20 protein-coding genes, 1 tRNA gene and 2 riboswitches are annotated in these 25,852 nt (G+C 65.8%); of the genes, 6 read left to right on the forward strand and 15 right to left on the reverse strand.

Translation table 11 applies throughout. From position 1 onward, the window contains the following. Positions 1 to 57: 57 nt before the first annotated feature. The 3 genes from gcvT to WS95_RS27300 form a co-directional block, all read right to left on the reverse strand. The gene (gene gcvT / locus WS95_RS27290) at positions 58 to 1,176 is read right to left on the reverse strand and encodes a glycine cleavage system aminomethyltransferase GcvT (protein WP_034209610.1); all 1,119 of its coding nucleotides are present in this window, start codon (positions 1,174 to 1,176) and stop codon (positions 58 to 60) included. Positions 1,177 to 1,259: 83 nt separating this feature from the next. Next, a riboswitch (glycine riboswitch) is annotated at positions 1,260 to 1,392 on the reverse strand. A gap of 34 nt (positions 1,393 to 1,426) precedes the next feature. After that, positions 1,427 to 1,528: riboswitch (glycine riboswitch) on the reverse strand. Between the two features lie 113 nt (positions 1,529 to 1,641). Further along, positions 1,642 to 2,004, reverse strand: a complete 363-nt coding sequence (locus tag WS95_RS27295; RefSeq protein ID WP_034209609.1) for a hypothetical protein — start codon at positions 2,002 to 2,004, stop codon at positions 1,642 to 1,644. Positions 2,005 to 2,470: 466 nt separating this feature from the next. Then, the gene (locus tag WS95_RS27300; RefSeq protein WP_034209607.1) at positions 2,471 to 3,523 is read right to left on the reverse strand and encodes an oxidoreductase; all 1,053 of its coding nucleotides are present in this window, start codon (positions 3,521 to 3,523) and stop codon (positions 2,471 to 2,473) included. A gap of 645 nt (positions 3,524 to 4,168) precedes the next feature. Here WS95_RS27300 and WS95_RS27305 point away from each other — a divergent pair. Continuing rightward, complete coding sequence (locus WS95_RS27305; RefSeq protein ID WP_059827137.1) at positions 4,169 to 6,256, forward strand: UvrD-helicase domain-containing protein; 2,088 nt, start codon at positions 4,169 to 4,171, stop codon at positions 6,254 to 6,256. A gap of 112 nt (positions 6,257 to 6,368) precedes the next feature. Here WS95_RS27305 and WS95_RS27310 read toward each other — a convergent pair whose 3' ends face one another. Further along, entirely contained in the window at positions 6,369 to 7,256 is an 888-nt protein-coding gene (locus tag WS95_RS27310; protein WP_034209605.1) for a c-type cytochrome, read from the reverse strand. A 251-nt stretch (positions 7,257 to 7,507) separates the two neighbouring features. Between WS95_RS27310 and WS95_RS27315 the strand changes: the two genes are divergently transcribed. The 4 genes from WS95_RS27315 to WS95_RS27330 all read left to right on the forward strand — a co-directional run bounded on the left by WS95_RS27315 (position 7,508) and on the right by WS95_RS27330 (position 12,593). After that, a tRNA-Arg gene (locus WS95_RS27315) sits at positions 7,508 to 7,583 on the forward strand. A 199-nt stretch (positions 7,584 to 7,782) separates the two neighbouring features. Beyond that, positions 7,783 to 9,381 carry a TIGR04222 domain-containing membrane protein gene (locus WS95_RS27320; RefSeq protein WP_059827139.1) on the forward strand — a complete coding sequence of 533 codons (1,599 nt, stop codon included), beginning with the start codon at positions 7,783 to 7,785 and terminating at the stop codon, positions 9,379 to 9,381. A 265-nt stretch (positions 9,382 to 9,646) separates the two neighbouring features. Beyond that, on the forward strand, positions 9,647 to 10,387 hold the full coding sequence (locus WS95_RS27325; protein WP_059827141.1) for an acetyltransferase: 741 nt from the start codon (positions 9,647 to 9,649) through the stop codon (positions 10,385 to 10,387). 262 nt (positions 10,388 to 10,649) lie between these two features. Further along, positions 10,650 to 12,593, forward strand: coding sequence for a tetratricopeptide repeat protein (locus WS95_RS27330; RefSeq protein ID WP_059827203.1), 1,944 nt, complete (start codon positions 10,650 to 10,652; stop codon positions 12,591 to 12,593). Positions 12,594 to 12,803: 210 nt separating this feature from the next. Here the strand turns inward: WS95_RS27330 and WS95_RS27335 are convergent, their stop codons facing one another. The 11 genes from WS95_RS27335 to WS95_RS27390 all read right to left on the reverse strand — a co-directional run bounded on the left by WS95_RS27335 (position 12,804) and on the right by WS95_RS27390 (position 24,985). Then, positions 12,804 to 13,205, reverse strand: a complete 402-nt coding sequence (locus tag WS95_RS27335) for a hypothetical protein (protein ID WP_034209601.1) — start codon at positions 13,203 to 13,205, stop codon at positions 12,804 to 12,806. Positions 13,206 to 14,270: 1,065 nt separating this feature from the next. Then, on the reverse strand, positions 14,271 to 14,975 hold the full coding sequence (locus WS95_RS27345; RefSeq protein ID WP_034209600.1) for a phytanoyl-CoA dioxygenase family protein: 705 nt from the start codon (positions 14,973 to 14,975) through the stop codon (positions 14,271 to 14,273). Next, positions 14,966 to 15,943, reverse strand: coding sequence for a hypothetical protein (locus WS95_RS27350; protein ID WP_059827145.1), 978 nt, complete (start codon positions 15,941 to 15,943; stop codon positions 14,966 to 14,968). Before WS95_RS27350 ends, WS95_RS27345 begins: the two co-directional genes overlap by 10 nt. An 8-nt stretch (positions 15,944 to 15,951) precedes the next feature. Continuing rightward, on the reverse strand, positions 15,952 to 16,611 hold the full coding sequence (locus tag WS95_RS27355; RefSeq protein WP_059827147.1) for an acetyltransferase: 660 nt from the start codon (positions 16,609 to 16,611) through the stop codon (positions 15,952 to 15,954). Then, the gene (locus tag WS95_RS27360; protein ID WP_034209597.1) at positions 16,611 to 17,246 is read right to left on the reverse strand and encodes a class I SAM-dependent methyltransferase; all 636 of its coding nucleotides are present in this window, start codon (positions 17,244 to 17,246) and stop codon (positions 16,611 to 16,613) included. Before WS95_RS27360 ends, WS95_RS27355 begins: the two co-directional genes overlap by 1 nt. Then, on the reverse strand, positions 17,243 to 17,953 hold the full coding sequence (locus WS95_RS27365; protein WP_059827149.1) for a WbqC family protein: 711 nt from the start codon (positions 17,951 to 17,953) through the stop codon (positions 17,243 to 17,245). Before WS95_RS27365 ends, WS95_RS27360 begins: the two co-directional genes overlap by 4 nt. Continuing rightward, on the reverse strand, positions 17,943 to 19,073 hold the full coding sequence (locus WS95_RS27370; RefSeq protein WP_059827151.1) for a DegT/DnrJ/EryC1/StrS family aminotransferase: 1,131 nt from the start codon (positions 19,071 to 19,073) through the stop codon (positions 17,943 to 17,945). Before WS95_RS27370 ends, WS95_RS27365 begins: the two co-directional genes overlap by 11 nt. A 181-nt stretch (positions 19,074 to 19,254) precedes the next feature. Then, complete coding sequence (locus WS95_RS27375) at positions 19,255 to 21,609, reverse strand: O-linked N-acetylglucosamine transferase family protein (RefSeq protein ID WP_059827153.1); 2,355 nt, start codon at positions 21,607 to 21,609, stop codon at positions 19,255 to 19,257. A gap of 255 nt (positions 21,610 to 21,864) precedes the next feature. Continuing rightward, positions 21,865 to 22,164 (reverse strand): flagellar protein FliT, encoded by a 300-nt coding sequence (locus WS95_RS27380; RefSeq protein WP_034209594.1) that lies wholly within the window; start codon positions 22,162 to 22,164, stop codon positions 21,865 to 21,867. A gap of 25 nt (positions 22,165 to 22,189) precedes the next feature. After that, positions 22,190 to 23,698, reverse strand: coding sequence for a flagellar filament capping protein FliD (gene fliD / locus WS95_RS27385; protein ID WP_059827155.1), 1,509 nt, complete (start codon positions 23,696 to 23,698; stop codon positions 22,190 to 22,192). Between the two features lie 132 nt (positions 23,699 to 23,830). Continuing rightward, entirely contained in the window at positions 23,831 to 24,985 is a 1,155-nt protein-coding gene (locus tag WS95_RS27390; protein WP_034209592.1) for a flagellin, read from the reverse strand. 519 nt (positions 24,986 to 25,504) lie between these two features. On the opposite strand from WS95_RS27390, the gene rpsU reads away from it, so the two are divergent. Continuing rightward, positions 25,505 to 25,717 (forward strand): 30S ribosomal protein S21, encoded by a 213-nt coding sequence (rpsU, locus tag WS95_RS27395; protein ID WP_006401410.1) that lies wholly within the window; start codon positions 25,505 to 25,507, stop codon positions 25,715 to 25,717. Positions 25,718 to 25,852 lie beyond the last annotated feature (135 nt).

Below are 25,852 nucleotides of genomic sequence, written 5' to 3' on the forward strand. Positions count from 1 at the left end.
TGCGCCGGGCGCCATCTCCCGGCTTGCCGGGAGGCGGCCCCGGCCGCTTCTCGGTCGTTACGCAGCGAGGACCTTGCCGTTGCGCACGAACGGCAGTTTTACCACGCGCGCGGGAAGATTCTTGTCTCGAATTTGCACCTGGACGGTGTCGCCGATCTGGACGGCCGTCGGCACGCGCGCGAACGCGATCGATTCCTGCATCGACGGCGAGAACGTGCCGCTCGTGATCTCGCCTTCGCCGTGCGGCGTGACGACCTTCTGGTGCGCGCGCAGCACGCCGCCCGCCTTGCCGTTTTCCTTCTGCAGGATCAGGCCGACGAACGCGGCGCGCGTGCCGTTGGCTTCCAGTGCGGCGCGGCCGACGAAGTCGCGCGGCGCGCTGAGGTCGACCGTCCAGGCGAGGCCCGCGTCGAGCGGGGAGACGGTGTCGTCCATGTCCTGGCCGTACAGGTTCATGCCGGCCTCGAGGCGCAGCGTGTCGCGCGCACCGAGCCCGCACGGGCGCACGCCGTTTTGCTGCAGCGCATTCCACAGCGCTACGACGTGCACGGCCGGGACGATCACTTCGAAGCCGTCTTCGCCGGTGTAGCCGGTGCGCGCGACGGTGAGATCGCCGAACGGCGTGCCGGCGACCTGCGCGGCGTTGAACGGCTTGAGCTCGCCGGTGGCCGCGCGTGCGGACGGCACCGTCGCCCAGACCTTTTCGCGGGCGTTCGGGCCCTGAACGGCGACGATCGCGAAATCGCGGCGCGGCGCGATGGTCAGGCCGTAACCGCCTTGCTCGTTGAGCTGGTTGAACCACGCGATGTCCTTCTCGGCCGTGCCGGCGTTGACCACCACGCGGAAGAATTCTTCGGTGAAGTAATAGACGATCAGATCGTCGATGACGCCGCCCTGCGGGTTGAGCAGGCACGAGTAGAGCGCCTTGCCGGGCGTCTTGAGCTTGCCGACGTGGTTCGCGATCGCATGCTCGAAGAACGCGCGCACGCGGCTGCCGGTGAAATCGACGACGCACATGTGCGACACGTCGAACATGCCGGCGTCGGTGCGCACGGCAGCGTGCTCTTCGATCTGCGAGCCGTAGTTGACGGGCATGTCCCAGCCGCCGAAGTCGACCATGCGGGCATTGAGCGCGCGGTGCGCGGCGTTGAGCGGGGTGTGATTCAGTGCAGTCATCGAGGCCTCAGGCAAGGCGCTTGCGCGCGGATCAGAACGGCCATGTGCCGACCGCCGCGGCCGATGGCCTCGAGCAATCCGGTACATGCCCCTCTGTCCTCGATACCTGAGAGATTGCGCTCGGGCCAAGCCCGGCGAGCGCGCGCCCCTTCGGTGGGCAGCTTGCCCGCGCAGCCAATGCGCTGCGGGCTACTGCCGCTCTCCAGAGTGCGGGGAACGTATTGCGCGCGCAGTGCGCGGACGCGGTTCCCCGACGCGGTCGGTCCTTTTGCCTGAGAGTTTGCGGGTGTGCCCCTTCGGCGGCGCAACCGGTGTCGGAACACCCGGTCGCACGCTCTCCCGACGCGTGCGGGCGACTGTACGCGAGCGGGTGGGCATTGTCAATTTGGGCAAAAGAATGTCGCTTCGCGACAAGCGGCGGCCCTGGGCGCCGCCGCGTCATCCGCTCCGGCAGGCGCCGGCGCGTTACTCGCCGATCGCGCGGGCGGCCGTGTCGAGTTCCTGATTCAGCACCCGCTGCTCGTCGCCGGACAGGCCGCCGTTGTGCTGGGCCGCCATGTCGCTCGCTTCCTGGCGGATCACGTCGAGGCGGTGGTGCAACTGCGCGCCATACGGCGGCGGGTAGTAGCCGCCGTTCACGCGCGCGTCGATCCGGCGGTGCAGGTTGTCGATCCGGCCCTGGACCTCCTGCATGCGGTCGTTCGCGACGACCTGCGGATTCGGTCGGGGCGGGGGCGCCTGCCGGGCCGGCCGCTGCGGCTGCACGATGCAGGCCGCGAGCGAGGAAACCAGGACGCAGCATGCCGCTGCGCGAATCAACCGTTGCATCAAATTCTCCTGACGGATGGGTGTCGGTTCGATTTTCGAGAAACGCGTCAGACCGGGCGACCGCTGACTTTCGTTCCCGCACCATTTGTAACGGAATGTTGAGGCGCCATGCCGCCGTGCCGCCGTGCCGCCGTGCCGCCGTGCCGCCGAGCCACGGAGCCACGGAGTCACCGAGCCGACCTAGCCGACCTAGCCGACCTAGCCGACCGAGCTGACCGAGCTGACCGAGCTGACCGAGCTGACCGAGCTGACCGAGCCGACCGAGCCGACCGAGCTGACCGAGCTGACCGAGCTGACCGAGCCGACCGAGCCGACCGAGCCGACCGAGCCGACCGAGCCGACGGGGCCGACGGGGCCGACGGGGCCGCGGGCGGCAAACGCTACGGTGCGCGTGGCGCGTGGCGCGTGGCGCGTGGCGCGTGGCGTGGGATGCCGGCCGCGGCGGCGCCGCCCCGGCCGGCAACGATTAGACGATACGACGCACGAACGGCAGCCGGCGGCCGTCGTGCTCGCTCTGCGCGGCGAGCTCGATGATCGTCATCACGTCGACCGCGTCCTGCGCGGTGACGGGGAACGGCGCGCCGTCGCGGATCGATGCGGCGAGCGCGCGGTAGAACTCCGCGTACTGGCCGTCGAGCGTCGGCACCGGACGTTCGACCTCGACGTCGCCGTCGAGCACGCGCAGCAGGCCGGGCGGATTGCCGCCGCCGAATTCGACGTCGTCGGCGGTGAGGCCGGCCTTGAGCTGGTCTTCCTGCGTGTCGAGCCCGAACTTCTGGTAGCTGCCGCGCGTGCCGTGCAGCGTGAAGCGCGCGGGCTCGATCGCCGACAGCGCGCTCGCATGCAGCGCGACGTCCTTGTCCGGATAGCCGAGCAGCAGGTGCACGAAATCGGGCGCCGTGCCGTTGTCGCGGCGCGTCTTGACGGTGGCGCTCACGGTGTCCGGCGTGCCGAACAGCACGAGCGCCTGATCGATCAGGTGCGGGCCGAGGTCGAGCAGCAGGCCGCCGCCGCGGGCCGGCTCCTCGCGCCAGCGCGTGCGCGGCGTCGGCCGGAAGCGGTCGAAGTGCGACGCGAAGCAGGTGACGCGGCCGAGCTCGCCCGAGTCGACGATCCGGCGCACGGTGAGGAAATCGCCGTCCCAGCGGCGGTTGTGGAACGGCGCGAACAACCGGCTGCGTGCGTTCGCGAGCCGCGCGAGCGCGAGCGCCTCGTCGGCGGTGAGCGTGACCGGCTTGTCGACGACCACGTGGCGGCCGGCTTCGAGCACCTGGCGCGCGAGCGTGAAGTGCGTGTCGTTCGGCGTGGCGATCACCACGCATTCGATGTCGTCGAGGCCGAGCAGCGCGTCGAGGTCGGGGACGATGCGCGCCCCCGGATAGGCGGCGTGCGCGCGATCGGACTGACCCGTCGCGATCGCGGCGACTTCAGTGCGGCCGCTCGTGGCGATCACGGGCGCGTGGAACGTCGCGCCGGCGAAACCGAAACCCATCAAACCAATCCTGAGCAATGACGACATGGCAATTCCTGGCTGCGAAGGAAATTAAAGGATGGCGCGCCGAAGCGGCACGGAGACGACCGGCTATTTTGGCATGGCGCCGCCGCTTGCACAGACGCGTCGGGCGAAACGCGCGAAGCGATGCGGCGTTTGCACGAGGCATGCCGGCATTTTGCGCGGGATGGGCGCCGTACGGCGTGACCAACTGACGCGCGGCGAGCCGTGGCGGCCAGCCTGCCTGGGAGCTGGCCGTCGCCGGCCACGCCGTCGCGCGGGCCGGCCGCCTCGGGCTGCCGCGGCGCGACGCGGCGCCGGCGCATGTAACGCCCCCGCACGGACGGCAGGGGCCGACGGCGGCGGCGGCGAGCAGGTATTCCATGAGATCGATCCGGTGACGGCTCAGGAGAATTTGAAGCGGGCCGGCGGGTGGCGCCGGGGGAGTGCGTATTGTGTCCGATCGCAGCGCGGACGGGGCCGGATTGGCCGAACGGACAGGGGGCGCCCGCCCGGCAAGCCTGCGCGCCCCTGCCCTGCGGCGCGTCCGAAATGCACGCCGCCGACGTGTTAACATGCGCGTCCTGCCTGCGTGTGCGCCTGCTTTGCCGGTTTGCCGCGCACGGCATCCTCCCGGCGTTCCGCCGTCAATCAGCAACACCATCCGCCATCATGTCCGCAGGCCTCAATCCCGCTCAGAATGAAGCGGTGCGCTACCTCGACGGTCCCTGCCTCGTGCTCGCCGGCGCGGGCAGCGGCAAGACCCGCGTGATCACGCAGAAGATCGCGCACCTGATCGAAGCGAAAGGCTTCGAGCCGCGCCATATCGCCGCCGTCACGTTCACGAACAAGGCCGCCGCCGAAATGCGCGAGCGTGTGTCCAAGCTGCTGGAAGGCAAGACGCTCACCACGCCCGGCAAGGAAGGCCGCAAGGTGCCCGTCAATCAACTCACCGTCTGCACGTTCCACTCGCTCGGCGTGCAGATCCTGCGCCAGGAGGCCGAGCACGTCGGCCTGAAGCCGCAATTCTCGATCATGGATTCGGACGACTGCTTCGGGATGATCCAGGAGCAGCTCGGCACGACCGACAAGGGCCTGATCCGCAAGATCCAGAGCATCATCTCGCTGTGGAAGAACGGCCTGATCATGCCTGACGAGGCGATGGCGATCGCGGCCAACGAGGACGAGCACCAGGCCGCGCTGGTCTACCGCAACTACGTGGCGACGCTGCACGCGTACCAGGCGGTCGATTTCGACGACCTGATCCGCCTGCCGGCCGAGCTGTTCGCGAAGAACGAGCAGGTGCGCGACCGCTGGCAGAACAAGCTGCGCTACCTGCTGATCGACGAGTACCAGGACACCAATGCGTGCCAGTACGAGCTGCTCAAGCAGCTCGCGGGCCCGCGCGCCGCGTTCACGGCGGTCGGCGACGACGACCAGGCGATCTACGGCTGGCGCGGCGCGACGCTGGAGAACCTCGCGCAGCTCGGCAAGGATTTCCCGAAGCTGCACGTGATCAAGCTCGAGCAGAACTACCGGTCGACGGTGCGGATCCTGACCGCCGCGAACAACGTGATCGCGAACAACCCGAAGCTGTTCGAGAAGAAGCTGTGGTCCGAGCACGGGATGGGCGATTCGATCACCGTCACGGCATGCAACGACGAGGAACACGAGGCCGAATCGGTCGTGTTCCGGCTGTCCGCGCACAAGTTCGAGCGGCGCGCGCAGTTCCGCGACTACGCGATCCTGTACCGCGGCAACTTCCAGGCGCGGATTTTCGAGCAGGTGCTGCGGCGCGAGCGGATTCCGTACGTGCTGTCGGGCGGCCAGTCGTTCTTCGACAAGGCCGAGATCAAGGACCTGTGCGCGTACCTGCGGCTGATCGCGAACGCCGACGACGATCCCGCGTTCATCCGCGCGGTCACGACGCCGCGCCGCGGGATCGGCAACACGACGCTCGAGGCGCTCGGGTCGTTCGCGGGGCAGGCGAAGGTGTCGCTGTTCGAGGCCGTGTACATGGGCGGGATCGAGGCACGGCTGTCGGCGCGCCAGGTCGAGCCGCTGCGGATGTTCTGCGACTTCATCCAGCGCCTGACCGAGCGCGCGGACAAGGAGCCCGCGACCGTCGTGCTCGACGACATGATGGAGGCGATCCACTACGAGGCGTACCTGTACGACGCGTTCGACGAGCGGCAGGCGCAGTCGAAGTGGCAGAACGTGCTCGAATTTCTCGAATGGCTGAAGCGCAAGGGCACGAAGCCCGAGACGGACGCCGTCGACGGCGACGCCGACGGTTTCCACAACGCGGACGGGCTCGCCGATACGGGCAAGAACCTGCTCGGCCTGATTCAGACCGTCGCGCTGATGTCGATGCTCGAAGGCAAGGACGAGGATCCGGACGCCGTGCGGCTGTCGACCGTCCACGCGTCGAAGGGCCTCGAGTATCCGCACGTGTTCCTGGTCGGCGTCGAGGAAGGCATCATGCCGCACCGCGGCGGCAGCGAGGACGACGGCCCGATCGACAACGAACGGATCGAGGAGGAGCGCCGGCTGATGTACGTCGCGATCACCCGCGCGCAGCGCAGCCTGCACCTGAACTGGTGCAAGAAGCGCAAGCGGGCGCGCGAGACGGTCGTGTGCGAACCGTCGCGGTTCATTCCCGAGATGGGACTCGACGAAGCGCCGCCGCCGACGCCGGAAGAGGCGCCGATGTCGCCGAAGGACCGGCTCGCGAGCCTGAAGGCGTTGCTGCAGAAGTGACGCGGCGCCGCCGCCGCGCGTACGTCGGCGCGACGAACCGGCCGCACGAAAACGAAACCCCCGCGATGCGCGTGCGTCGCGGGGGTTTTTTACGGATGGCCGAGCGGGACCGTTACTTCGCCGCGTTGACCATGTAGTCGACGGCCGCCTTCACGTCGGCATCCGACGCGTTCGATCCGCCCTTCGGCGGCATCGCGCCCTTGCCGTGCAGCGCGTAGTTGTAGACCGTGTCCATCGAATCCTTCAGGCGCGGCGCCCAGTCTTCCTTGCTGCCGAACTTCGGCGCGCCGAGCACGCCGGCCGCGTGGCAGGCCTGGCAGGTCGACGTGTACAGCGCCTTGCCGGCCGTTGCCGCATCGGCGGCGGCCGGGGCGGCCGCGGGTTTTTCGCCGGCCTTCGGGATCGCGGCGATCGCAGCCATGGCGGCGGCGGCCTGCGCGTTCGACGCGTCGGCGCCCGACGCGGGTGCGCCGCTGGCGGCCTGTGCCGCGTTGGCGGCCGGCGCGGCCGGTTCGGGGAAGTTCGCGCCGTCGTTGTTCGCCATGTAGACGATCGCGCGCGCGATTTCATAGTCGCTGACGTCGTCGGGGCTCGTGCCGCCGCGCGCCGGCATCGCGCCCTTGCCCGCGAGGGCCGTCTTCAGCAGCGTGTCGAAGCCTTGCGAGATGCGCGGCGCCCAGTCGTCCTTGTTGCCGAACTTCGGCGCGCCGGCGGCGCCGGTGCCGTGGCAGGTCACGCAGACGGCCTTGTAGACTTCCTCGCCCGTCTTGTACGTGCGGGGCGCGTTGGCGTCCTTCACGTCGACCTTCGCGATCGGGGCGATACGTGCGGCGACCTGCTCGTCGGACAGCGCGTCCGTGCCGGCACCGGAACGGAACGCATGGTTCGCGTAATTGGCGAACAGGACGATCAGGACGATCGGAATCGCGAACGACGCGATGATGACGGCAATCAGCTGCCCGGGGGTTTTGACGGGAGATTCGTGGGGTGCTTCGCTCATGCTTGCCTCGTCTCCGTGAATAGGAATTGTGAGCGCGGTGCAACGGCAAAATGGCAGTCCAATGAAGCACGGACGATTATAGACGGAACGTTTACATCACGGCGAGCGGTGCGATGGCGCGTGTTTACCCGCACGCAGGCTCACCCGACGGCGATTCGGCGGGCGAGGTGGACGCGTCATGGGAAACCGGGTATCCTTGCCGTCTTGCCAATCGTGGGCGGCCTGTATATGGGGTCGCTTCACTGTCTCACGCGCCCGTAGCTCAATGGATAGAGTACTGCCCTCCGAAGGCAGGGGTTGCTGGTTCGATCCCAGCCGGGCGCGCCAAATAGCCTGATTCCAAGTGTCGAATTTCCCGATCCGTTGTTCCGAAGTCGCTCGAGCGTAGCCTCACCGCACGTCCGTCTCGCCATCGCGTCGTCATTTCCCGCGCTATTGCGCCGCCTTTCCGTTGTGCGAGAATCGCCCGCAACGACAACTCCAAGCGTCGATCGCGGCGGCCGTCCGCGCATCGCGCCGACTCCCGATGGCTGCCATCCCGTCTACCTCGACCGCAGTCGCCGCGTGCGCGCCGACCGAGGCACAGCAGGCGCTGCTTGCGCGTCTGCACGCGTATTCCCCCGATGATCCTCACGCGCCGCTGCCGTACAGCCGGCGCCTCGCCGAAGCCGAAGGCTGGTCGCACGACCACGCGCTGGCCGTGATCGACGAATACAAGCGCTTCGCGTTCCTCGCACAGGCGGCCGGGCATCCGGTCACGCCGTCGGTCGCGGTCGATGCCGCGTGGCATTTCCATCTGCAATACACGCTCGAATACTGGGACGTGTTCTGCGCCGGCGTGTTGCGCGCGCCGCTGCACCACCTGCCCGGCACCGGCGCGCAGGACGAGGCCGCCGTGTACGCGCAGCGCTATCGCGACACGCTCGACAGCTATCGCCGGCTGTTCGGCTGCGAGCCGCCGGCATCGATCTGGCCGCGTCCCGTCGACCGGCCGGCCGATGCGAAGGCGGACGCGCAGCAGCCTGACGGCACGGCCTCCGCGCCGCCGCGCCGCACATGGCGCAACCGTCTGCCGAAACTCGCGTGGTCGGCGGCGGCCGCGAGCGTCGCCGCTACCTGCGCATCGGCGCAGGACTTCAACGTGCTGAATTACACGGGGCCGCAGTTTCTCGCGTTCTACGTGCCGGCCTGTGTCGTTGCGCTGCTGCTGATCGTCGCGCTCCAGGCTCTCGAATTTCGCGTCCGTCGCTGGGGTCGGCGTACGCGCAAGGCTTCGTCCGGATTGAGCGCCGACGAAGTCGCCTATCTCACCGGCGGCGAAGCGCGGGTCGCGCAAGTCGTGACGATGTGGCTCGCGCATGCGGGCGCGGTCGTTCTGTGGACCCTTCCCCGGCACGGCGGTTACGTGAAGATCGCGGATCCGGAACGCGCGGGCCGGTACGACGATCACTGCGTGTGGCTCAAGGAGCAACCGTCCGGCACCGTGCGCTACGGTGTGTTTCGCGAGCGGCTTGCCGGGTATGCGCAGGAGGTGGTCGACGGGATGCGGGCGCAGGGCTGGTTCTGGGCAGCCGGCGAGCTGCGCGCATCGCGCCTGGCCGCGCGCGCGATCGTGCTGCTCGTGCTCGGCACCGGCGCAGCGAAGCTCGCGGTCGGGATGAGTCGCGGGCGGCCCGTGCTGCTGCTCGGCATCTGCATGGCGGTGTTCGCGATCGCGTACCGGATCGTCGCGCGGCGGCTGACCGGCTTCGGGCGTGGCGGCGCCACGGCGGCCGGGCGCGCCGCGCTGCTCGAGCGCCGGGCGGCGCACGATCCGCGGGCTGCGCGCGAGGCGTCGCATGCGCGCAACGCGCAGGAAACGCGCGAGACACGCGACGCCGAACGCGACGATCCGGACCCGTTGTTGTGGACCGCCGCGCTGTTCGGCGCAGGCGCGCTGGCCGGTACCGCGTGGTCGGCGTATTCGGGCACGGTGCTGGCCGCCTCGCCGGTGCCGCCGGTTGCCGCGGCGAAAGCGGGCGGCGGCACGTCGTACGATTCGTCCGACAGCAGTTGCTCGTCGTCGAGCTGCAGTTCGTCGAGTTCGTGCAGTTCGAGCAGTTGCGGCGGGTGTTCGTCGAGCTGAGCGAGAGCGGTGCGTCAAAGTAGCAACGACAACGTTCCGCCGTGCCTGTTTCCGCGCCTGCGATGCCGCGTCGCCGGCTCGCGACCACGCCGACTCGATCGACGGAACAGAAGTCAGAACGCCACTCTTATTCGTCGTCAATCGATTCCGCATGCTTTCTATACTGCATCGTCCATGATCGCGGCCGATGTGCCGCGCGGCTACCCCATCCTGTTCCCGGCGGCCCCGGCATCGAGCCGCTGCGCCGGCAAACCTGCGACCGCGTATGAACGTTACGACCTCCGACGATTGCATTGGTGTACTGTCCGACCATCCGTGGGCGAAGCATTTCATCGTACTGGGCTACCGCGATGGTGCCTTTTCGACCATTCCGAACAATTTCTTCCGCGACTGGCTTGATGAAGAGGCCCAGGTCGGCACCTTTCAAATCGGCCGGTGCTCAGGACTCGGTGTGGGGTCGATCGCTAAGTATGACCAAGGGCATCAGAAACTTGTGATCGGCAAGAACGTTGCCGGCGGAATGCGTCTGCGATTCCTGTTGAATGGCCAGCACGAAATGCGAACCATCTCCACGAGTCTGTTCAGCATCTACGGTAATGGCCTTGAAAATGTGCCGATGCCGCAATACCAGGACACGGTGATCCAAAACGACGTCTGGATTGGCGACGAAGCGTTGTTTCTTGGTGGCAGTCGAATCGAAAGCGGCTGCGTGATCGGTGCACGAGCCGTGATTCCGCCCAATTTCCGTACCGAGGCATATGGAATCTACGCGGGATCGCCCGCGCGCCTGATTCGCTTCCGTTTCTCGGAGAAAGTGCGCGAACAACTGCTGCAACTCGCGTGGTGGGATATGCCACTCGGCTGGATCAAAGAGAACAACGATGCGTTTCTTATCGACCTGACTGCCGACGAAGGGCGGGCGCTCGACACGCTCGCAGCGCTACAGGAGGCGAAGGATCGTGCAATGAGTGCGTCCCGCGACCCGAGCGCTACGACGCCCGCCTGAGCATCGGATCATCCGGACTCACGGCGCGCCTCGCGTGTCCGGCAGCGGCGCCGCAATGCGATGGCCGGTGTTGCACGACGTGGTCAATCGGTTGAACAACCGCCTGCAACGAGCTCAAATCGCGGCACCGTAGCCGCATCTGCTTCGGTAGCCTGTGATGCGAAGCCGTCCGTGCCAAAACGGCGAACCGCGCGTCGCACTCCCGCGCACGGCGTACCGCCGCGATGCCGCCGGACGCGACGAACCGCCCCAGCCTCCGCTCATGACGAAGCCAGCCCCCGACGAATCTGCGCTCGCCCAGCAAGCCGCGACCTTGTGCCAGAACGGACGGTTCGCCGACGCGCTGTCGCGCGTCGCGCCGCTGCTCGATGCGCCCGCGCCGGCCATTGCGGCGCTGCACGTCGCGGCCGTGTGCGCGCTTGGCCTGAACCGGATGGCCGACGCGGAAGCCTGGTGGCGACGCGCGATCGATGCCATGCCGGCGTTCGATCCGCCGTACGAAGGACTTGGCGCGCTATTGATGTCGCAGGGGCGGCTACCCGAGGCGGAGGTGATCGCCCGCCGGCAATTGGCGTCGGTCACGCCGTTGCGCGCGTCGCACCATCACCGGCTCGGCAAGGTACTCGAAGCGCTCGGTCGGCTCGACGAGGCCGAACAGGCATTCGGGCAGGCACTGTCGATCGAGCCGCGGTCGCCCGACGTGCTGACCGATCTCGGCAACCTGCTTCGCGTCCTGGCCCGGCCGGCGGAGGCGGAGCTCGCGTACCGGCTCGCGATCGCCGTTCGCGCCGACCACGTACTCGCGCACGCGAATCTCGGCGCGATCCTCGTCGACATGCAGCGGCTGCCGGAAGCGGAGGCGGCCAGCCGGCAGACCATAGCGCTGTGTCCGGATCATCCGGAAGCGCATTACAACCTCGGTATCGCGCTGCAGAACCTCGATCGTTTGCCCGAAGCGGAAGCGGCCTATCGCGACGCCATCCGCTGCCGACCCGACCTGCCGCAGGCGCACAACAATCTCGGCTGCGTCCTGCGTGCGCAGGGCCGCCACGACGAAGCGGCCATCGCGTTCGCCGACGCGCTGGCGCTCGCGCCACAGATGGCCGAGGCGCACTACAACCTCGGCACGACGTTCGCGCATGCGGGCCGCCTCGACGAAGCCGAACGCGCATACCGTCGCGCGCTCGCGCTGCGCGCCGACTACGACGACGCGCGCTTCGGGCTGGCGACGCTGCTGCTCAGCCGCGGACGGTTCGAGGAAGGGTGGCGCCGCTACGAATCCCGTTACGAGCAGTCGACGTTCGTGCATCGCCGGACCCGTGAGGTGCTGCGGTGCGCGCAATGGCACGGCGAGCCGCTGGCCGGCAAGACGTTGCTGGTCTGGCAGGAGGACGGCCTCGGCGACATGCTGCAGTTCAGCCGTTATTTCGCGGAGTTTCGCGCACGGCAGGCGGTGCGTGTGGTGTTCGCGTGCCAGCCGGCGCTGCATCGGCTGATGGCGACGGTCGACGGCGTCGACGCGGTGCTCGATCACGAAACGGCTACCGCGCAGGCCGCGCAATTCGATTACTGGACGAGCCTGTTGAGCGCGCCGATGCACGCCGGCACGACGCTCGACACGATCCCGCCGCCGATGCGGTTCGTCCCCGAGCCGGCGCGCGTCGCGCACTGGGGGGCGCGCCTCGACGCGCTGCCGGTCGGCCCGCGTGTCGGCCTCGTGTGGAAAGGCAATCCGAAGCATCACAACGACGCGCACCGCTCGCTGCCGTCGCTGGCATTGCTGACGCCGCTGTGGAGCGTGCCGGGCGTGAATTTCGTGAGCCTGCAGAAGGGGCAGGGCGAGGACGAGGCGCGGCATCCGCCGGGCGGCTTGCCGTTGCTGCACCTGGGCTCGCAGATCGACGATTTCGCCGATACGGCCGCGATCGTCGCGCAACTCGATCTCGTGGTGTGCGTCGACACGTCGACCGTGCATCTGGCCGCATCGCTCGGCAAGCCTTGCTGGGTGCTGCTGCCGAATCAGGACGTGGACTGGCGGTGGATGCACGACCGTGAGGATTCGCCGTGGTATCCGGGCACGGTGCGGCTGTTCCGGCGCGGGCGTGGCGACAGCTGGATTCAGATGGCTGAGCGCTTGCGGGAGACGTTTGCCGCATATATCGCGGCCGGGCGCGTGATCGCGGATGCGACACTGCGTACCACTTGACCTGATGACCGAAATGGTCGCGCGCTTGTCCGACTATCGTCACGTACAAGCCACCCACGTGCCCTTCGATGCACGACGCCCGACGTGATGAGCCGAGCGCAATGGTGATCGACAACGGTGCGAATCATGCACGGCTCGACGGGTCGGGTCATCTCGTATCGCGGTGATGCCAGGCAGGCTGCCCGGCCGCCGGAGCCGTGCGAGGGTTGCTTAGTTTGCGGGTTGAATCAGCAACGTTGCCTGTCCCGAGTTGTCGCCGCAGTAATCGTCACTCACATAAACGTAGACGTTCGAGAGGCTCGAGGGCATCTCGATGACGGTGGGGCGTGCCGTGGCCGTACCGCCCCACCGAATGTTGCCGAAGCCACCTTGCATGAACGCCGTGTCGATGTTGCAGCCGTTCGCCAGCGCGCCGCCGCTGCAACTCATCGAGTTCGACGTGAGCGAAACTGCATACCGGCCGCCAGCGAGCGTGAGTTTGACCGGTGTGCCGCCAGATACGGTCCCGACGTAGCTGGAAAGGCAATTGGCCTTCGCGTCAATCACGACGCTCGTCGCTGCGTCGCACATCAGGGGAACCATGGCCGCAAGTGTGATCAGTTTGTTACGCATGAATTGAGTTCTCTCAGTGTTTGTTGATTGATATTTGCCCGGTACGTGGGAGACGCACCGGGGCGCCGGTTTCGCCCGCGTCGGGCACGCTGTAATGAACCCTTGACGGGGCAAGGCGGACACCCGGCATGCGTTCCGGTGGCCGTGCGGGTACGGCATGAAACCGTTTCATGCCAAGCGTTGCCCCCCGTTCCACCGTGCAGGATCCGGCGTATGCGCAAGCGGTCGTAATTGACGAATGCCTGTCTCTTGCATGACGTCTTCCTTGCTTTAGCTATAACGGCAGGTCTGACACCGAATTTAGGCCGGGCACGCATCTTGACGATGTCTGAACACGCCGGCATTGGGTGCGCAGCGATGGTCTCGGTCTGCGAGTTCACGGCCCGTCGGTACGATCCGCCGCGATCCGAACGCATGGCTCGAATCCGCGGCATGTCGTAACCCAGCAGCGATCGTTGCACGCCGCGGGTCGTGCTCGCCGTCCCGCACTGGCTGGCTCTTCGCGCGAACGACGCGAATTGCCCCGGGTTTGCTGAATCGATTCAACGCTTCGAATCGATCGCGCATCGCTAGAATCAACGCGTTCTCGGGGGAGGTCCGATCGGGAGCAGCGGACACGCGTTCCCGCCATGCATGAAATCGAACAAGGCCGTCATGAATGGCTGGAAGTTTGTCGCTGTTGAAAGTCTCGTGAGCGAGGAAGCGTTGACTCGCGCGCAAGCGTTCGGTTTCGATCGGCACGTCATCGAGACGACGGTGCGCGAACTCATGTTGCGCTGGCTCGCGCCGAGCAAGCGATTGCTCGGATGGCGGCGGGGTTCGAGTACGTCACGATCGACGTCGACGGGCATGAGGTCCCGCTCATCGATGATGCGACGCAGGGCCTGGGTGCGTGCAGGCAACTGCGGATCGAGATCGAGGACGCGAAGATGGATCTGCTTACGCGCCGTCTCGGCGAGTTCGGTCTGACCATCGCGAGCAAGCACCCGGTGCAGAACTACGCGGGATTATGGAACTGTATCTTCGTACGCCGATCGCCACGGCCCGCGGCACCGCGTGCCGTGCTCAGAACCCCGACAGATAGGCTTGCCGGTCGACAGCGGTGCGGTAAGCGCTCACGAACCCGCGGTGACTCCATTGATCGCACGCGAAATCGTCGAAGCGGCACGACAGCGACAGTTTCCAGTCGACCGCGTCGCTGGTGAGTGTCCGATGCACGAGATAGGGCGACATGAAGAGCACGTGGCCAGCGTCGATCTCCAGGTCGCAGGCGCCATCGATCTCCTGATCGTGGAGTACATAGCCGCGGTCGGTCTGTTCTCCCGCCCACAGTCCGCGCCGATGGCTGCCCGGGACGATGCGTAGTCCGGGCGCTCCGGGGCGGATGTCCGTGAGCGACGTCCACGCGATCACGCCGCGAGAGGATGTCCCCATGCTCGGCCAGTCCTGGTGATACGGCAGCCCGTAGTTGTTGCCGATGCGATCGTTCGCCGTGTAGTGCGTGACGATCGGGCCCGTCTGCACCGGCATGACGATGCCGACGTGACGGTCGAGCGCGGCAGCCAGCTCCGGCGAGCAGAAGAAGCGCTTCACATCGATATCTTCAGCGAGCAGCTTGATGATGTTGCGGTTGCGCGTCGTGTCGTCGCCGAATCTCGGGATGAAGTGCTGCTCGAATTTCGTCCGCACGGCGCTCATCGCCGACTGCAGCGTGCTGTGTGCAACGACCGCATAACCTAGTTCGCGAAAGTTACCTGCGATCACGTCCATGTTGTCTCGCCCTGAATTCCGCTACCGATCCGCGCTTGCGCGTAACCGAACCCGCTCGCACCGAAACCGTCGCCGTTGTAGAACATGTACAGGCGCTCGCCGACCTGCACGACTTCGGGATAGGCGACCATGAACGCATCCCACCCGCTCGGTGATACGTCGAGTCCCGCCTCCTCGTCGCGACGATGCCAGGTGATACCGTCCGTGGATTCGGCATAGCCGATCCGGTAGCTGACCGACGAACGCTCGCGGTACCCGTCGTGGCTGCGCTTGCAGAACCACATCCGGTAACGGGTGCCGTCGAAATGAACCGACGCGCGAGCCAAGCCGCCTTCGTGATCGTCCAGGTAGTCGATCGCGACGCGGCCGCCGCGCGACCAGTGAATGCCGTCACGGGATTCCGCGTATTTCAGGTGATAGCGCGCTTCGGGCTTGCCGTCGACCAGGGTCCAGCCGGTGCACGACAGGTACCAGTTGCGCCAGATGCCGTTTTCGATCCGGACGCAGGTGGTGCCACAGAAGTGCGGTTCGTCGGCCGTGCGATCCATCACCGGCCCCTCGAACAGTCTCCGATAATGATGACCGCCGTCCTCACTGATCGCGAGGCCCACCGCGTTGTGGTACGGAATCGTATTGCGCACGTTCCAGCCGATGTAATACAGATAGCGGACGCCTTCGTGCTCCACGACCGACGACGGCATCGTGCCGCAGTCGTCGAACGCGCCGAGCGCACCCGGCGGCAGTACCGGATCGGGGCCGATCGACACGATCTCGGCGGGTGCGTTTGTACGCACGGCCATGCTGGCGATCGCGCTGCGATTGTCCGCGTCGCGACTGCTGAACAGCAGTTGCAGCGTATCGCCGTCGCCCCCTGCTACCGTCGGAATTTGTGCGTGCGATTTCGCCCAGGGCAGCCGTGCATCGGGCTTATAGATCAGCCCCTGCTTTTCCCATCGTATGCCTGCCATGGGTTTTCCTAGAGCTTCAGATCAGTGCTGGCCATTGCCAGTTTGACCGCGGGATTGCCTTTGTACACTGACCAGGGTTCCGTTGACTTCGTGATCGCGGCAGCCATCGCGATGAATGTGCCTTCACCGATCGTCACGCCGTCGCGCAGCGTGGCGTTCACGCCCACGAAGCTGTACGCACCGATATCGCAATGGCCGGACATGACGACATGCGAGGTCATCGTCACGTGATCGGCGATGCACCCGTGATGGCCGATATGGTTGCCACTCCACAGCACGACGTTGTTGCCGATGGTCGTGAACGGCTGCAGGGTATTGTCTTCGAGGATGAAGCAGTTCTCGCCGATCGTATTGTGGCAGACAGTGGCGCGCGAACTCACGTAGCTGATCAGCGGATAGCCGCGTGTCTTGATGTCGTTGAAGATCTTCTCGCGTTCGCGGTTCATCCGCTTCGGCGACATCGGCGCGAAGAAACTGAAGTCGCCCGGAGGATGGGAATCGACGACGTCCTCGAATGCGATCACGGGGAGGCCCCTGAACATTCGGCTTTCGGGCAGATATTGCCGGTTGACGCAGAACGCGGCCACCGTATGCGGAGAATCGTGCTCGAGGTAGTAGTGTGCGAGTTCTGCATAGTCCTGCAGACCGAACAGAATGACGTTTGTCATCAGTTGTGCTCCCTGTACACGTACGTCGTGTACTCGTAAAGCCCGTAGTCGTGGCGCAGCACGTAGTGACGCGACAGCTCGCGCGACAGGAAGTGCGTCAACTGCGTAACCGGCACGTGGAACAGGTCGTCGCGCTCCCAGTCGACCTCCTTCGACATCACGTTGAACGCGATGCCTTTGCGCGCCTTCGGGAACACGACGCGCAACACGCGCGTGAAATACTCGAACATCTCGTCGTAGCCGAGCTCGCGTTTCTCGGTGAAGACGCCGTTCATCACGATGTAGTCGTATTCGCCTAGCCGGTCGGGTTCTGCGAGCACATCGACGCATTGGTAGTCGTTGTGCGGATACTTGCGCCGGGACAGGTCGCAGAATGCCGGAGACGCATCGAGCCCGGCATAGCTCAGCCCGTCGATGCCGTGGTCCAGCATGTACTGGTACAGATGCGACGCCCCGCATCCGAAATCGAGCAGTGCGGCTGGCGTCGAACCGGGCCGCACCAGCTCGAGCATCACGCGATAGCGTGTGTCGGCATCCTCGGCGTTGGGCCAGTCCACGCCGCGATGCGTATCGCCGTGGCGTTCGAGACACGACTCGTAGTGACGGATGAGGGTGGTGTGGAGATCGTCTTTCATGACAAGGTGGCGCCCGTCAGCAATTGGTCGATCGCTGAATCGTCGTTGCACATCAACACGTCGATGATCGACAGAGCGGGAATGAACGGGCCGCGGACGGAGGTGTATGGCGCGAGGTCAGGTGTCAGGAACTTCAGTTGCAGGCCGGCGGCGGCGAACGCATCCGGGTCGTACAGATCCTGCCCGCCGACCGGATTCACGTAGACAGCCGCGCGCTCCTGCCGACCGATGTCGATGATGCGCGCCTGTGCCTTCAACGATGCGTTCTCGTAGCGTCGCGACGTCGCGACGATGTGTGTGTCGAGCCGCAGGTGGTCGCGCAGCGCGATGAGGCCATGCACGAGGAAATCGGCCAGGTTGCGTGCGTCGTGCATCAGAATGCGCTCGATGATCGGGAACACCCGCGAGAAATGCGGCGAGCGTGCATAGCTTTGATGGATCGTGCGCAGGATCCGGGGCCGCCAGTTTGCGTCGTCTGCCACGTCGATATCGCAGATAAGCCGGTTCTGGCTGGCCTGCCGCAACGGCATGGTGATCATGTGTGCCGCACCGTTGACGTTGATGCGATTGCGATTGATCCAGCCGCGATTGATGAAGCTCACGTCGTCGAACACGACGAACGTGTCGACACTGGCCATCAATTGGAAATAGCCGATGTACGGGAAGAAGTACGGCTGCATGACGGCCAGCCGGCGTTCAGCTTGCATGTTGCGTCAGACCTGCCTCGGCCAGCACGATGTTGATGATGCGATCCTGATCGCGCGCGGTGAGCGCCGGATAGATCGGCAGGCACAGCACTTGGTGCGAGAGGTCGCTGGCGACGGGCAGATTCGAGCGCACCGCCGACGGCAGGCCGCGATAGGTCGGGAATTCGCTGATCAGTGGATAGAAATACCGGCGCGCCGCGACGTTGTTCGCGCGCAGCGCATCGTAGAGCGCATTGCGCGTCACCGGGAAGTCGCGGGTGATGCGCACCGGAAAGTACGAGTGGTTGCGCGTGCAGTGCTCTGGAATCGGTGGCAATAGAAGGCCCGGCACGTTTTTAAATGCAGTCCGATAGCGCTCGTCTACGCGCGCGCGACCGTCCGCGATTCGGTCCATGTGTTCGAGTTGCAGCAGGCCGAAGGCCGCCTGTACCTCGTTCATCTTGCCGTTGATGCCGGGGCCGATCACCGTTACTTCGTCGACGAAGCCGAAGTTCTTCAGATGATCGATGCGTCGCTTCGTCTTCGCATCGCGGCAGATGAGTGCGCCGCCCTCGAACGTATTGAAGATCTTGGTGCCGTGAAAACTGAGTACGGACATGTCGCCGAATTCGAGTACCGAGCGGCCGTGGCGCCGCACGCCGAACGCATGAGCGGCATCGTAGAGCACGCGCAAGCCGTAGGTGTCGGCGATCCGCTCGATTGCCTCGACGTCGCACGGATAGCCGTAGACATGTACGGGCAGGATCGCGGTGGTCTGCGGCGTGATCGCCGCTTCGATGCGCCCGGGATCGAGGTTCATTGACACCGGATCGATGTCGGCGAACACGGGGCGAATGCCGTTCCAGTGCAGCGCATGCGTCGTGGCGACGAAGCTGAACGGCGTCGTGATGACTTCGCCGGTGATTTTCATCGCCTGGAGCGCCGTGATCAGCGCGAGCGTCGCGTTGGAAAACAGCGAAATGTGCTCGACACCGAGGAATTCGCACAGCGCTCGCTCGAGCTCCGCATGGAAGCGCCCGCCATTGGTGACGATCTTGCTCTCCCAGATCTGGTTCAGATACGGGAGAAACTCGTCCAGTGGGGGCATGTAGGGCTGTGTAACGGGTATGAGCTTGTCCATGATGCGTTCCCGAAGTCGTACGTCTCGAGCGCAAATTCGCACACCGTTGATCGTGAGTGCACTCTAGCGCGCGTGTTGCCCGGGCGATCGACCGAGCAGGGGGCGGTTTGCGAGCCAATTCACGGGAATGCCATGGTCCGCCCCGGGCCGGCCGGTCGAGCATCGTGGGCTGTCAGGCCGTTCAGCCGGTCGCTTGTTCGATGTGCGCCGATAGTGGCTGGTCGGGCAGGACGGCATCGAACGAGACCGGTGCTTCGCCCGCGCACCATCGCCGCCACATCATTCGCAACGCGACCGACAGCCCCTGCGCGACGACGTCCGGATGAAACGGCGCCGATGCAAGGCAGCGATCGCGGAGGCTGCTGCGCAGCGCCTGCAGCGTGTCGAGGTCGCCGGCCAGCGCGACGGCCTTGCGGACGAATTCGTCTTTGTCGTATGCGACGAAGGCATCGAGATCGACCCGCTTGAGCCAGCTCGATGAGCCTCGGGTCGGGATCGATCGTCCGGCGATCGTCACGGTCGGTACCCCCATCCACAGCGCGTTGAGCGTCGTCGTCGAGCCGGCATACGGGAACGTGTCAAGGCAGATGTCGACATGGTGATGCTGCTGCAGATAGACGGCGATGGTCGCGCGCGACTGGAAGGTCAGGCGTGCCGGATCGATGCCTTCGGCTGCGAACCAACCGGCGATCATCTCGCGATCGAGATCCTGCTCGATCGCGCCGATCACCATCCGCGCGTCAGGCTTCGCGCGCAGCACTGCGGCCCACAGTGCAACCACGTCTTGGCGCAACTTGTTGAGCCGGTTGAAGCTGCCGAAGGTGACGTAGCCATTGTGGAGCGCTGGCAAGCCGTTGACGGGCGGGCAGTTCGCGGGTGGCGCGTATGGCGCCAGTGCGGGCATGCGCACGATCTTCTCGACGAACTGTTCGTCCAGTTCGCCGGCCGGCGTGACGACGCCGTCGCTCAGGTAGTAGTCGATCGTGCGCATGCCCGTCGTGCCCGGGTAGCCGATCCACGATGCCTGCAACGGTGCGGGTTTGCGCGCAAGCGCAACCAGGCGGTTGCGACCAGTGTGACCGGAGAGATCGATTACGATATCGATACGATCGTCGCGGATCTGTTCCGCGAGCGCGGCATCGCTCAGCGCTGTTACGGTTCGCCACGTGGTGGAGTACGCGCGCAGTTTCGCCGTGACGTGATCGTCGATCACGAAGTTGTAGTAGAAGTGCAGCGACAGGTGCGGGTCGCGGCTCAGGTGTTCGACGACGGGCAGCAGATAATGCGCGACCGCATGGTTCAGCAAGTCGCCGGACACGAAGCCGATCCGCAACGGGCGTTCGGGGTCGCGGGAATTGGCGTATTTTTTCGGCAACGCATGTCTTTCATGCTGCTTGCCGAACGCGCGATGCGCGTCGAGCAGCATTTCGGGCGTGTTGGCGTCGTCGTGAATCAGGCTGAACAGCAGCGAACTGTGCGACACGCTGTCGTTCGGATCGATTTCGATGGTGCGTCGCAGCCAGGGGACCGCCTCCCGCGCAGCGCCCTGATCGAGCAGCACGAAGCCGAGTGCGCCGTTTGGTGGTGCCATGTGCGGCGCCAGTTCCACGGCGCGTCGACATGCCGCGACGGCTTCCTGCTGGCGTCGCAGCCCGTGCAGCGCGATGCCGAGAATGCGGTGCGCCTCCATGTGCGTCGGCTGCGCCGCAATGATCGCGCGGCACTGGACTTCCGCTTCCTGGTGCCGCGTCATGAGGCGCAGCGTGTCGGCGAGCAGCGTGCGTAACAGGAGGTCGCCAGGCAGGGTTTCGAGTGCGCGATAGGCGACGTCCGCCATCTCCACGTATTGCCGTTCCTTGTACAGCGAGACCGCCAGCGTGCGCCAGCACGCGCCGTCATCGGGATAGTCCGCGACGAGCCGCCGTGCAAGCGCGAGCGCCTCCGCCGAGCGCCGCTTGTCGAAGAGGGCGGCGTGCTTGCGCAGGCTGGACAGCGGTGCCTTGCGCACGTGCTCGGCGGGCACGTCCTCCTTCTTGCTTTCGTCGAGTTGCCGCATTGACGAAATGGTCAGCGTGATGCTGGCCGGAGCGGCCGGACCTGCGGCGGCTGCCGTCGGGAACGTCACGGTGGGCGTGGCCATTTGCGAGATCAGGCCGTCCAGGGCGGGGCCGTGCACGCCGCGCTGCTGTGCCATTTCGACGGCGACCCATGCCGCCGGCGTCTGGTTTGCCCGGAACAACGCGTTGATGTAGCTGACCCAGCATTGGCCGTTGCCCGGGTTCGCTCCCAGTGCGATTTCGAAGTGCGGAATCGCGTCGGCGGGCCGATCGGTGTCGACCAGCAGTACTGCGAGGTTGTGGTTCGCGTCTGCATGTTCCGGCATGGCGTCGAGGATCGCGCCATACAAGGCTTCCGCATCGCTCAATGCGCCGTCGTGATGGTGCTTGATGGCGTTCTGCATGACGAGCGCGATATCTTGCTCGAACTGCTGCTCCGGGCTGAGTGTGGCGCGGTCGGATGAGTCGAGTGGGAGCATGGCAAGGGGCGCGGTTGTTCGGTGTTTGCCATTATCTGTAACGAGTGGCCGCACCGAACCGGCGAGATGGTGTCAAAAGCGCGGCCAATTCCGCCGATTGGGTCGCGTAGACGCAGGCGTGACGGCCTGACGGCACCCCAAAAAAAACGCCCGCACGAGGCGGGCGGGGAGGCGAACGAGCACGCCCTCACATCAGCGCGTAGTTCTTGTTGTCGGGTGGGCGGCGCGCATGTCGAGCACGCCGCGCGGCGCGTCTTAACGGCTCGCGATGCTCTGGTACTGGCCGACGGCCTGCACGCGGCTCATCGCCGCCTGGTATTCGTCGGTCAGCTCCTGCTGCGCGCGTTGCGCGTCGGCGAAGATGCGGTCGTTGCTGACCTGCATGCGGCGGATCGCGGCGATGCCGACGGGCGGCTGATCGGTCGAGAGCAGCGCGACGAGCTGCCAGCGCGCATCGGCGAGGCGCACGGCCTCGGCCCAGTCGGCCATCGTGGCCGCGTGTTCGATCGAGTCGGTCAGCGCGTCGATCCGGGCGATCAGTTCGGTCTGTTCCATCGGGGCTCCCCTGTCCGGCTAGCGGTCAGCTCTTGTTGGTCGCCAGCGCGCCGCCGCTGTTCGCGCCGCCGAACAGCTGGGTCAGGTATTGCGAGTTGGTGTTCATCGTCGCCATCAGCGTGTTGAGCGCGGTGAACTGCGCCTGGTACTGGGTGGTCAGCTGTGCCGCGTAGTTCGTCAGCGTCGTCTGCTGCTGGGCGACGTTCTTCAGATCGTTGCTGAGTGCGGTCGTGCGCGCGGCGATCAACCCGTTCGTCTTCGTGTAGTTCGTGATGTTGGTCGTCAACTGCTCGCCGATCCCGTTCGTCGAGTTGAACAGCGACGCGACGCCCGTCGGATTGTTCTGCAGCGCGCCGTTGAGCGCGGTGCTGTCGACCTTCAGCGTGCCGTCGGCCTGCAGCGTGACGCCGATCGACGCGAGGTTGACCGTCGAGCCGTTGCCGCTCACGCCGCTCGCGACGATCGACGCGAGCGCGTTCTTGATCGTGTTGAGCGTCGAGTCGCCGAGCAGCGGGCCTTGCGACGACGCGCCGGACGTGAAGCTCGACAGCGAGCCCATCGTCGTGACGAGCGTGTTGTAGAGCGTCGCGAAGTTGTTGATCGCGGCGGCTTGGGATTTCGTGTCGGTCGCGACCGTCAACGTTTGCGGCTGCGTGGCGCTGACGGCGGCGCTGGTCAGGTTCAGCGTGACGCCGGTGATCGCGCTCGTCACGGTGTTGGTCGCGCTCGTGCCGGCGATCCCGTTGATCGTGAACGCGGCGTCCTGCGCGGCCGTGCTCTGCTTCCACGCGGCGCTGCCGTTCGCGGACGTGATCGTCGACTGGCCGCCCGTCGTGCTGGCCGTCGACGTGACGCCGAGGCTGGACAGGCCGTTGTCGCCCGCGACGTTGCTGAGGGCGACGCCGATCGTGCTCGCCGCGCCGGTCGGCGTCGAGCTGAGCACGAGGTGCGCGCCGTCGCTGCCGTTGACGACCGACGCGACGATGCCCGGGTTGCCGGTCGCGGAGTTGATCGCGGCGGCGATGCCGGACAGCGTGTTGTTGGTGCCGTTGACGTCGACGGTGAACGACTGGCTGCCGAGCGACAGCGTCATCGTGCCGGTGCCGAGCGCGGTCGACGCGCCGAACGCGGCCGACGACAGCGACTGCGACGTCGCGATCTGCGTGACGCCGACCGAGTAGCTGCCGGCCACCGCGCCGGCGCCCGCGGTCGCGGTGAGGCCGGTGCCGCTCGCGGTCGCGGTGAAGGTGTTCTGCAGCGAGCCGTTCGACAGCGTCGTGAGGCTGGCCTGCAGGGCGCTCAGCGCGGCCGACAGCGCGCCGTACGCGGAAATCTGGGTGTTGTCGCTGCTTTGCTGCGCGTTGAGCGCGGCGGCCTGACCCGCGGTCTTCGCATTGACGAGTGCCGTCACGAGCGAGTTGACGTCCATCGACGAGTTGCCGGTCGAACCGCTGATGATCGATTGGGCGGCTTGCTGCAGCGCGCTGTTGGCCGAGTTGTTGGCGGCGGTGACGGCGGGATTGATCGTCGACATCGTGTTGCTCCGTGCGGCGGGTGATCCGGGAAGTTCTGGATGAAGACCTGGCGGCGGAGCAACGCCCCGCGCGCCAAGTGACTGCGGCCGGGCCGCGCGTTACGCGGGGCCCGGCCGTCGGTTGCTACGCGATTACTGCAGGAGCTTCAGGACCTGCTGCGGCAGCGAGTTCGCCTGTGCGAGCACCGAGATGCCTGCTTGCTGCAGCACCTGGTTCTTCGACATGTTCGCGGTTTCCTGCGCGAAGTTCGCGTCGGTGATCTGCGACTGTGCCGACGACAGGTCGGTCGATTCAGCCTGCTGCGCCGTGGCGATTGCCGTGAAACGGTTTTGTGCCGCGCCCAGTGCCGCCTGCACGTTGTTCACCGTCTGCAGCGCGTTGTCGATCGACACCATCGCGACGTTCGCACCGCTGACCGTGCTGATGTCGAGGTTCGACACGGTCTTCGGCGTGTTGACGGCGTTGATCTGGGCGATGGCGTTGTTGATTGCCGTCAGTTGTGCAGCCGTGGTGCCCGCACCCGTTGCGCCCGATTGCAGCGACAGTGCGCCGACTGCCGTGCCCGTGCCGGCCGTTGCGTTCGAACCGAAGACGGCCGTTGCGGCGCCCGACGTGATGCCTTGGCCGTTCTGGTCCGTAAACGAGTAGCCGCCCTGGCCGTCCGAAATCACGTTGATCGCGGTAATCGTCGCGCCCGAAGCGGTGTATGCGCCGGCGCTCGTGAGCGACAGGCCCGTCACCGTACCCACCGTCTGGCCCTTCTGCACCAGGCCGCCGCCGATCTTCGCAGCCGACATGCTTTGGCTCAGATCGAGCGAAATCGTCTGGCCGACGTTCGCGCCGACCTGGAACGACACGATGCCTGCCGAGCCGTCGAGAATGTTCGTGCCGTTGTACGTCGTTTGCGACGCGATACGGTTCACTTCCTGGATCTGCTGCGCAACTTCCTGCTGCAGTGCTGCCTGGTCGGTCGTGGACATCGTGCCCGTCGACGCCTGGACGGCCAGCTGGCGGATACGCTGCAGGCTGTTCGTCAGCGACGACAGTGCGCTCGATGCCGTCTGGATCATCGACACGCCGTCATTGGCGTTCGACACACCCTGGTTCAGACCGTTGATCTGGGTCTGCATCCGGGTCGAGATCGCGAGGCCTGCCGCGTCGTCCGCTGCGCTGTTGATGCGCTTGCCCGACGACAGGCGCGTGATGGCCTGGGACAGGGCGTTTTGCGAGCCGTTGAGGTTCTGCTGTGCAACCAGCGAGTTGATGTTGCTGTTAATTCCGAGCATGGAAAAATCTCCTGTGTAAGCCGAAAGCCCTGGAAAGCCGTTTTGGCGTCGGCGGAAGCACTCGTTCATTGCTGGCCGCCTCAGAGCAGGATTTCGGCGCACCAAAACAAAACTTGAGGGGCGCTTGCAGATTCGGCCCGATTTTTTATCCTTCTTTGTCAATTCGGACCGGCGCAGCGTGGCGCCGGGTTAAACGGGGCAGAAACCGGCGCAGAGACGCAGTCGCGATGCTGTGCGCACACGACCGACAAAAGGGTGGTTTTGTCTGTGATTCCCTGCTATCATGGCGGGCTGAATTGAGATTTTCTGTCACGCCTTTGCCGGTTTCGGCATGTCTGCTGGCAGTCAAACGCGGCGCTGCACGCGGTTGTGAAGCGTACTCGCGGTGCTTTCCGCCTCTCTTTTCCGGCCTCCGAGGCCGTATTTCCGCTCGTTTCGCCTGTTGTGGGGACGCTCGGATGGCCGGTGCGTGGCGCTTGGCCGCTACGTTTTTGACCGTTTAAGCAATTTAGGAACGACATGACGACGATTCTTCTGAAAGAAAACGAGCCGTTCGAAGTGGCGATTCGCCGCTTTCGTCGCGCTATCGAAAAAAATGGCCTGATCGCTGAACTGCGTGAGCGCCAGTCTTACGAAAAGCCGACCGCAGTCCGCAAGCGCAAGAAGGCAGCAGCCGTCAAGCGCCTGCACAAGCGTCTGCGCAGCCAGATGCTGCCGAAGAAGCTCCACTAAGAGCGTCTGCCGGTTCGCCGCAAAACGGCGGAGTGTGCCTCGAAAGAGGCCGCTCCGCCGTTTTGCTTTTGCGGGCCGGGAAAATCCCGGGGCCATTGCGGCGCGGGTGTTCCCGCCGGCTGGCGAGACCCTGCG

Source organism: Burkholderia sp. MSMB1826, from assembly GCF_001526325.1.
GTDB lineage: Bacteria > Pseudomonadota > Gammaproteobacteria > Burkholderiales > Burkholderiaceae > Burkholderia.

Bases quoted from the DNA above. Each gene is read 5' to 3' on its own strand.
- gcvT (WP_034209610.1), bottom strand. From the start codon at position 1,176: ATGACTGCACTGAATCACACCCCGCTCAACGCCGCGCACCGCGCGCTC.
- WS95_RS27295 (WP_034209609.1), bottom strand. From the start codon at position 2,004: ATGCAACGGTTGATTCGCGCAGCGGCATGCTGCGTCCTGGTTTCCTCG.
- WS95_RS27300 (WP_034209607.1), bottom strand. From the start codon at position 3,523: ATGTCGTCATTGCTCAGGATTGGTTTGATGGGTTTCGGTTTCGCCGGC.
- WS95_RS27305 (WP_059827137.1), top strand. From the start codon at position 4,169: ATGTCCGCAGGCCTCAATCCCGCTCAGAATGAAGCGGTGCGCTACCTC.
- WS95_RS27310 (WP_034209605.1), bottom strand. From the start codon at position 7,256: ATGAGCGAAGCACCCCACGAATCTCCCGTCAAAACCCCCGGGCAGCTG.
- WS95_RS27320 (WP_059827139.1), top strand. From the start codon at position 7,783: ATGGCTGCCATCCCGTCTACCTCGACCGCAGTCGCCGCGTGCGCGCCG.
- WS95_RS27325 (WP_059827141.1), top strand. From the start codon at position 9,647: ATGAACGTTACGACCTCCGACGATTGCATTGGTGTACTGTCCGACCAT.
- WS95_RS27330 (WP_059827203.1), top strand. From the start codon at position 10,650: ATGACGAAGCCAGCCCCCGACGAATCTGCGCTCGCCCAGCAAGCCGCG.
- WS95_RS27335 (WP_034209601.1), bottom strand. From the start codon at position 13,205: ATGCGTAACAAACTGATCACACTTGCGGCCATGGTTCCCCTGATGTGC.
- WS95_RS27345 (WP_034209600.1), bottom strand. From the start codon at position 14,975: ATGGACGTGATCGCAGGTAACTTTCGCGAACTAGGTTATGCGGTCGTT.
- WS95_RS27350 (WP_059827145.1), bottom strand. From the start codon at position 15,943: ATGGCAGGCATACGATGGGAAAAGCAGGGGCTGATCTATAAGCCCGAT.
- WS95_RS27355 (WP_059827147.1), bottom strand. From the start codon at position 16,611: ATGACAAACGTCATTCTGTTCGGTCTGCAGGACTATGCAGAACTCGCA.
- WS95_RS27360 (WP_034209597.1), bottom strand. From the start codon at position 17,246: ATGAAAGACGATCTCCACACCACCCTCATCCGTCACTACGAGTCGTGT.
- WS95_RS27365 (WP_059827149.1), bottom strand. From the start codon at position 17,953: ATGCAAGCTGAACGCCGGCTGGCCGTCATGCAGCCGTACTTCTTCCCG.
- WS95_RS27370 (WP_059827151.1), bottom strand. From the start codon at position 19,073: ATGGACAAGCTCATACCCGTTACACAGCCCTACATGCCCCCACTGGAC.
- WS95_RS27375 (WP_059827153.1), bottom strand. From the start codon at position 21,609: ATGCTCCCACTCGACTCATCCGACCGCGCCACACTCAGCCCGGAGCAG.
- WS95_RS27380 (WP_034209594.1), bottom strand. From the start codon at position 22,164: ATGGAACAGACCGAACTGATCGCCCGGATCGACGCGCTGACCGACTCG.
- fliD (WP_059827155.1), bottom strand. From the start codon at position 23,698: ATGTCGACGATCAATCCCGCCGTCACCGCCGCCAACAACTCGGCCAAC.
- WS95_RS27390 (WP_034209592.1), bottom strand. From the start codon at position 24,985: ATGCTCGGAATTAACAGCAACATCAACTCGCTGGTTGCACAGCAGAAC.
- rpsU (WP_006401410.1), top strand. From the start codon at position 25,505: ATGACGACGATTCTTCTGAAAGAAAACGAGCCGTTCGAAGTGGCGATT.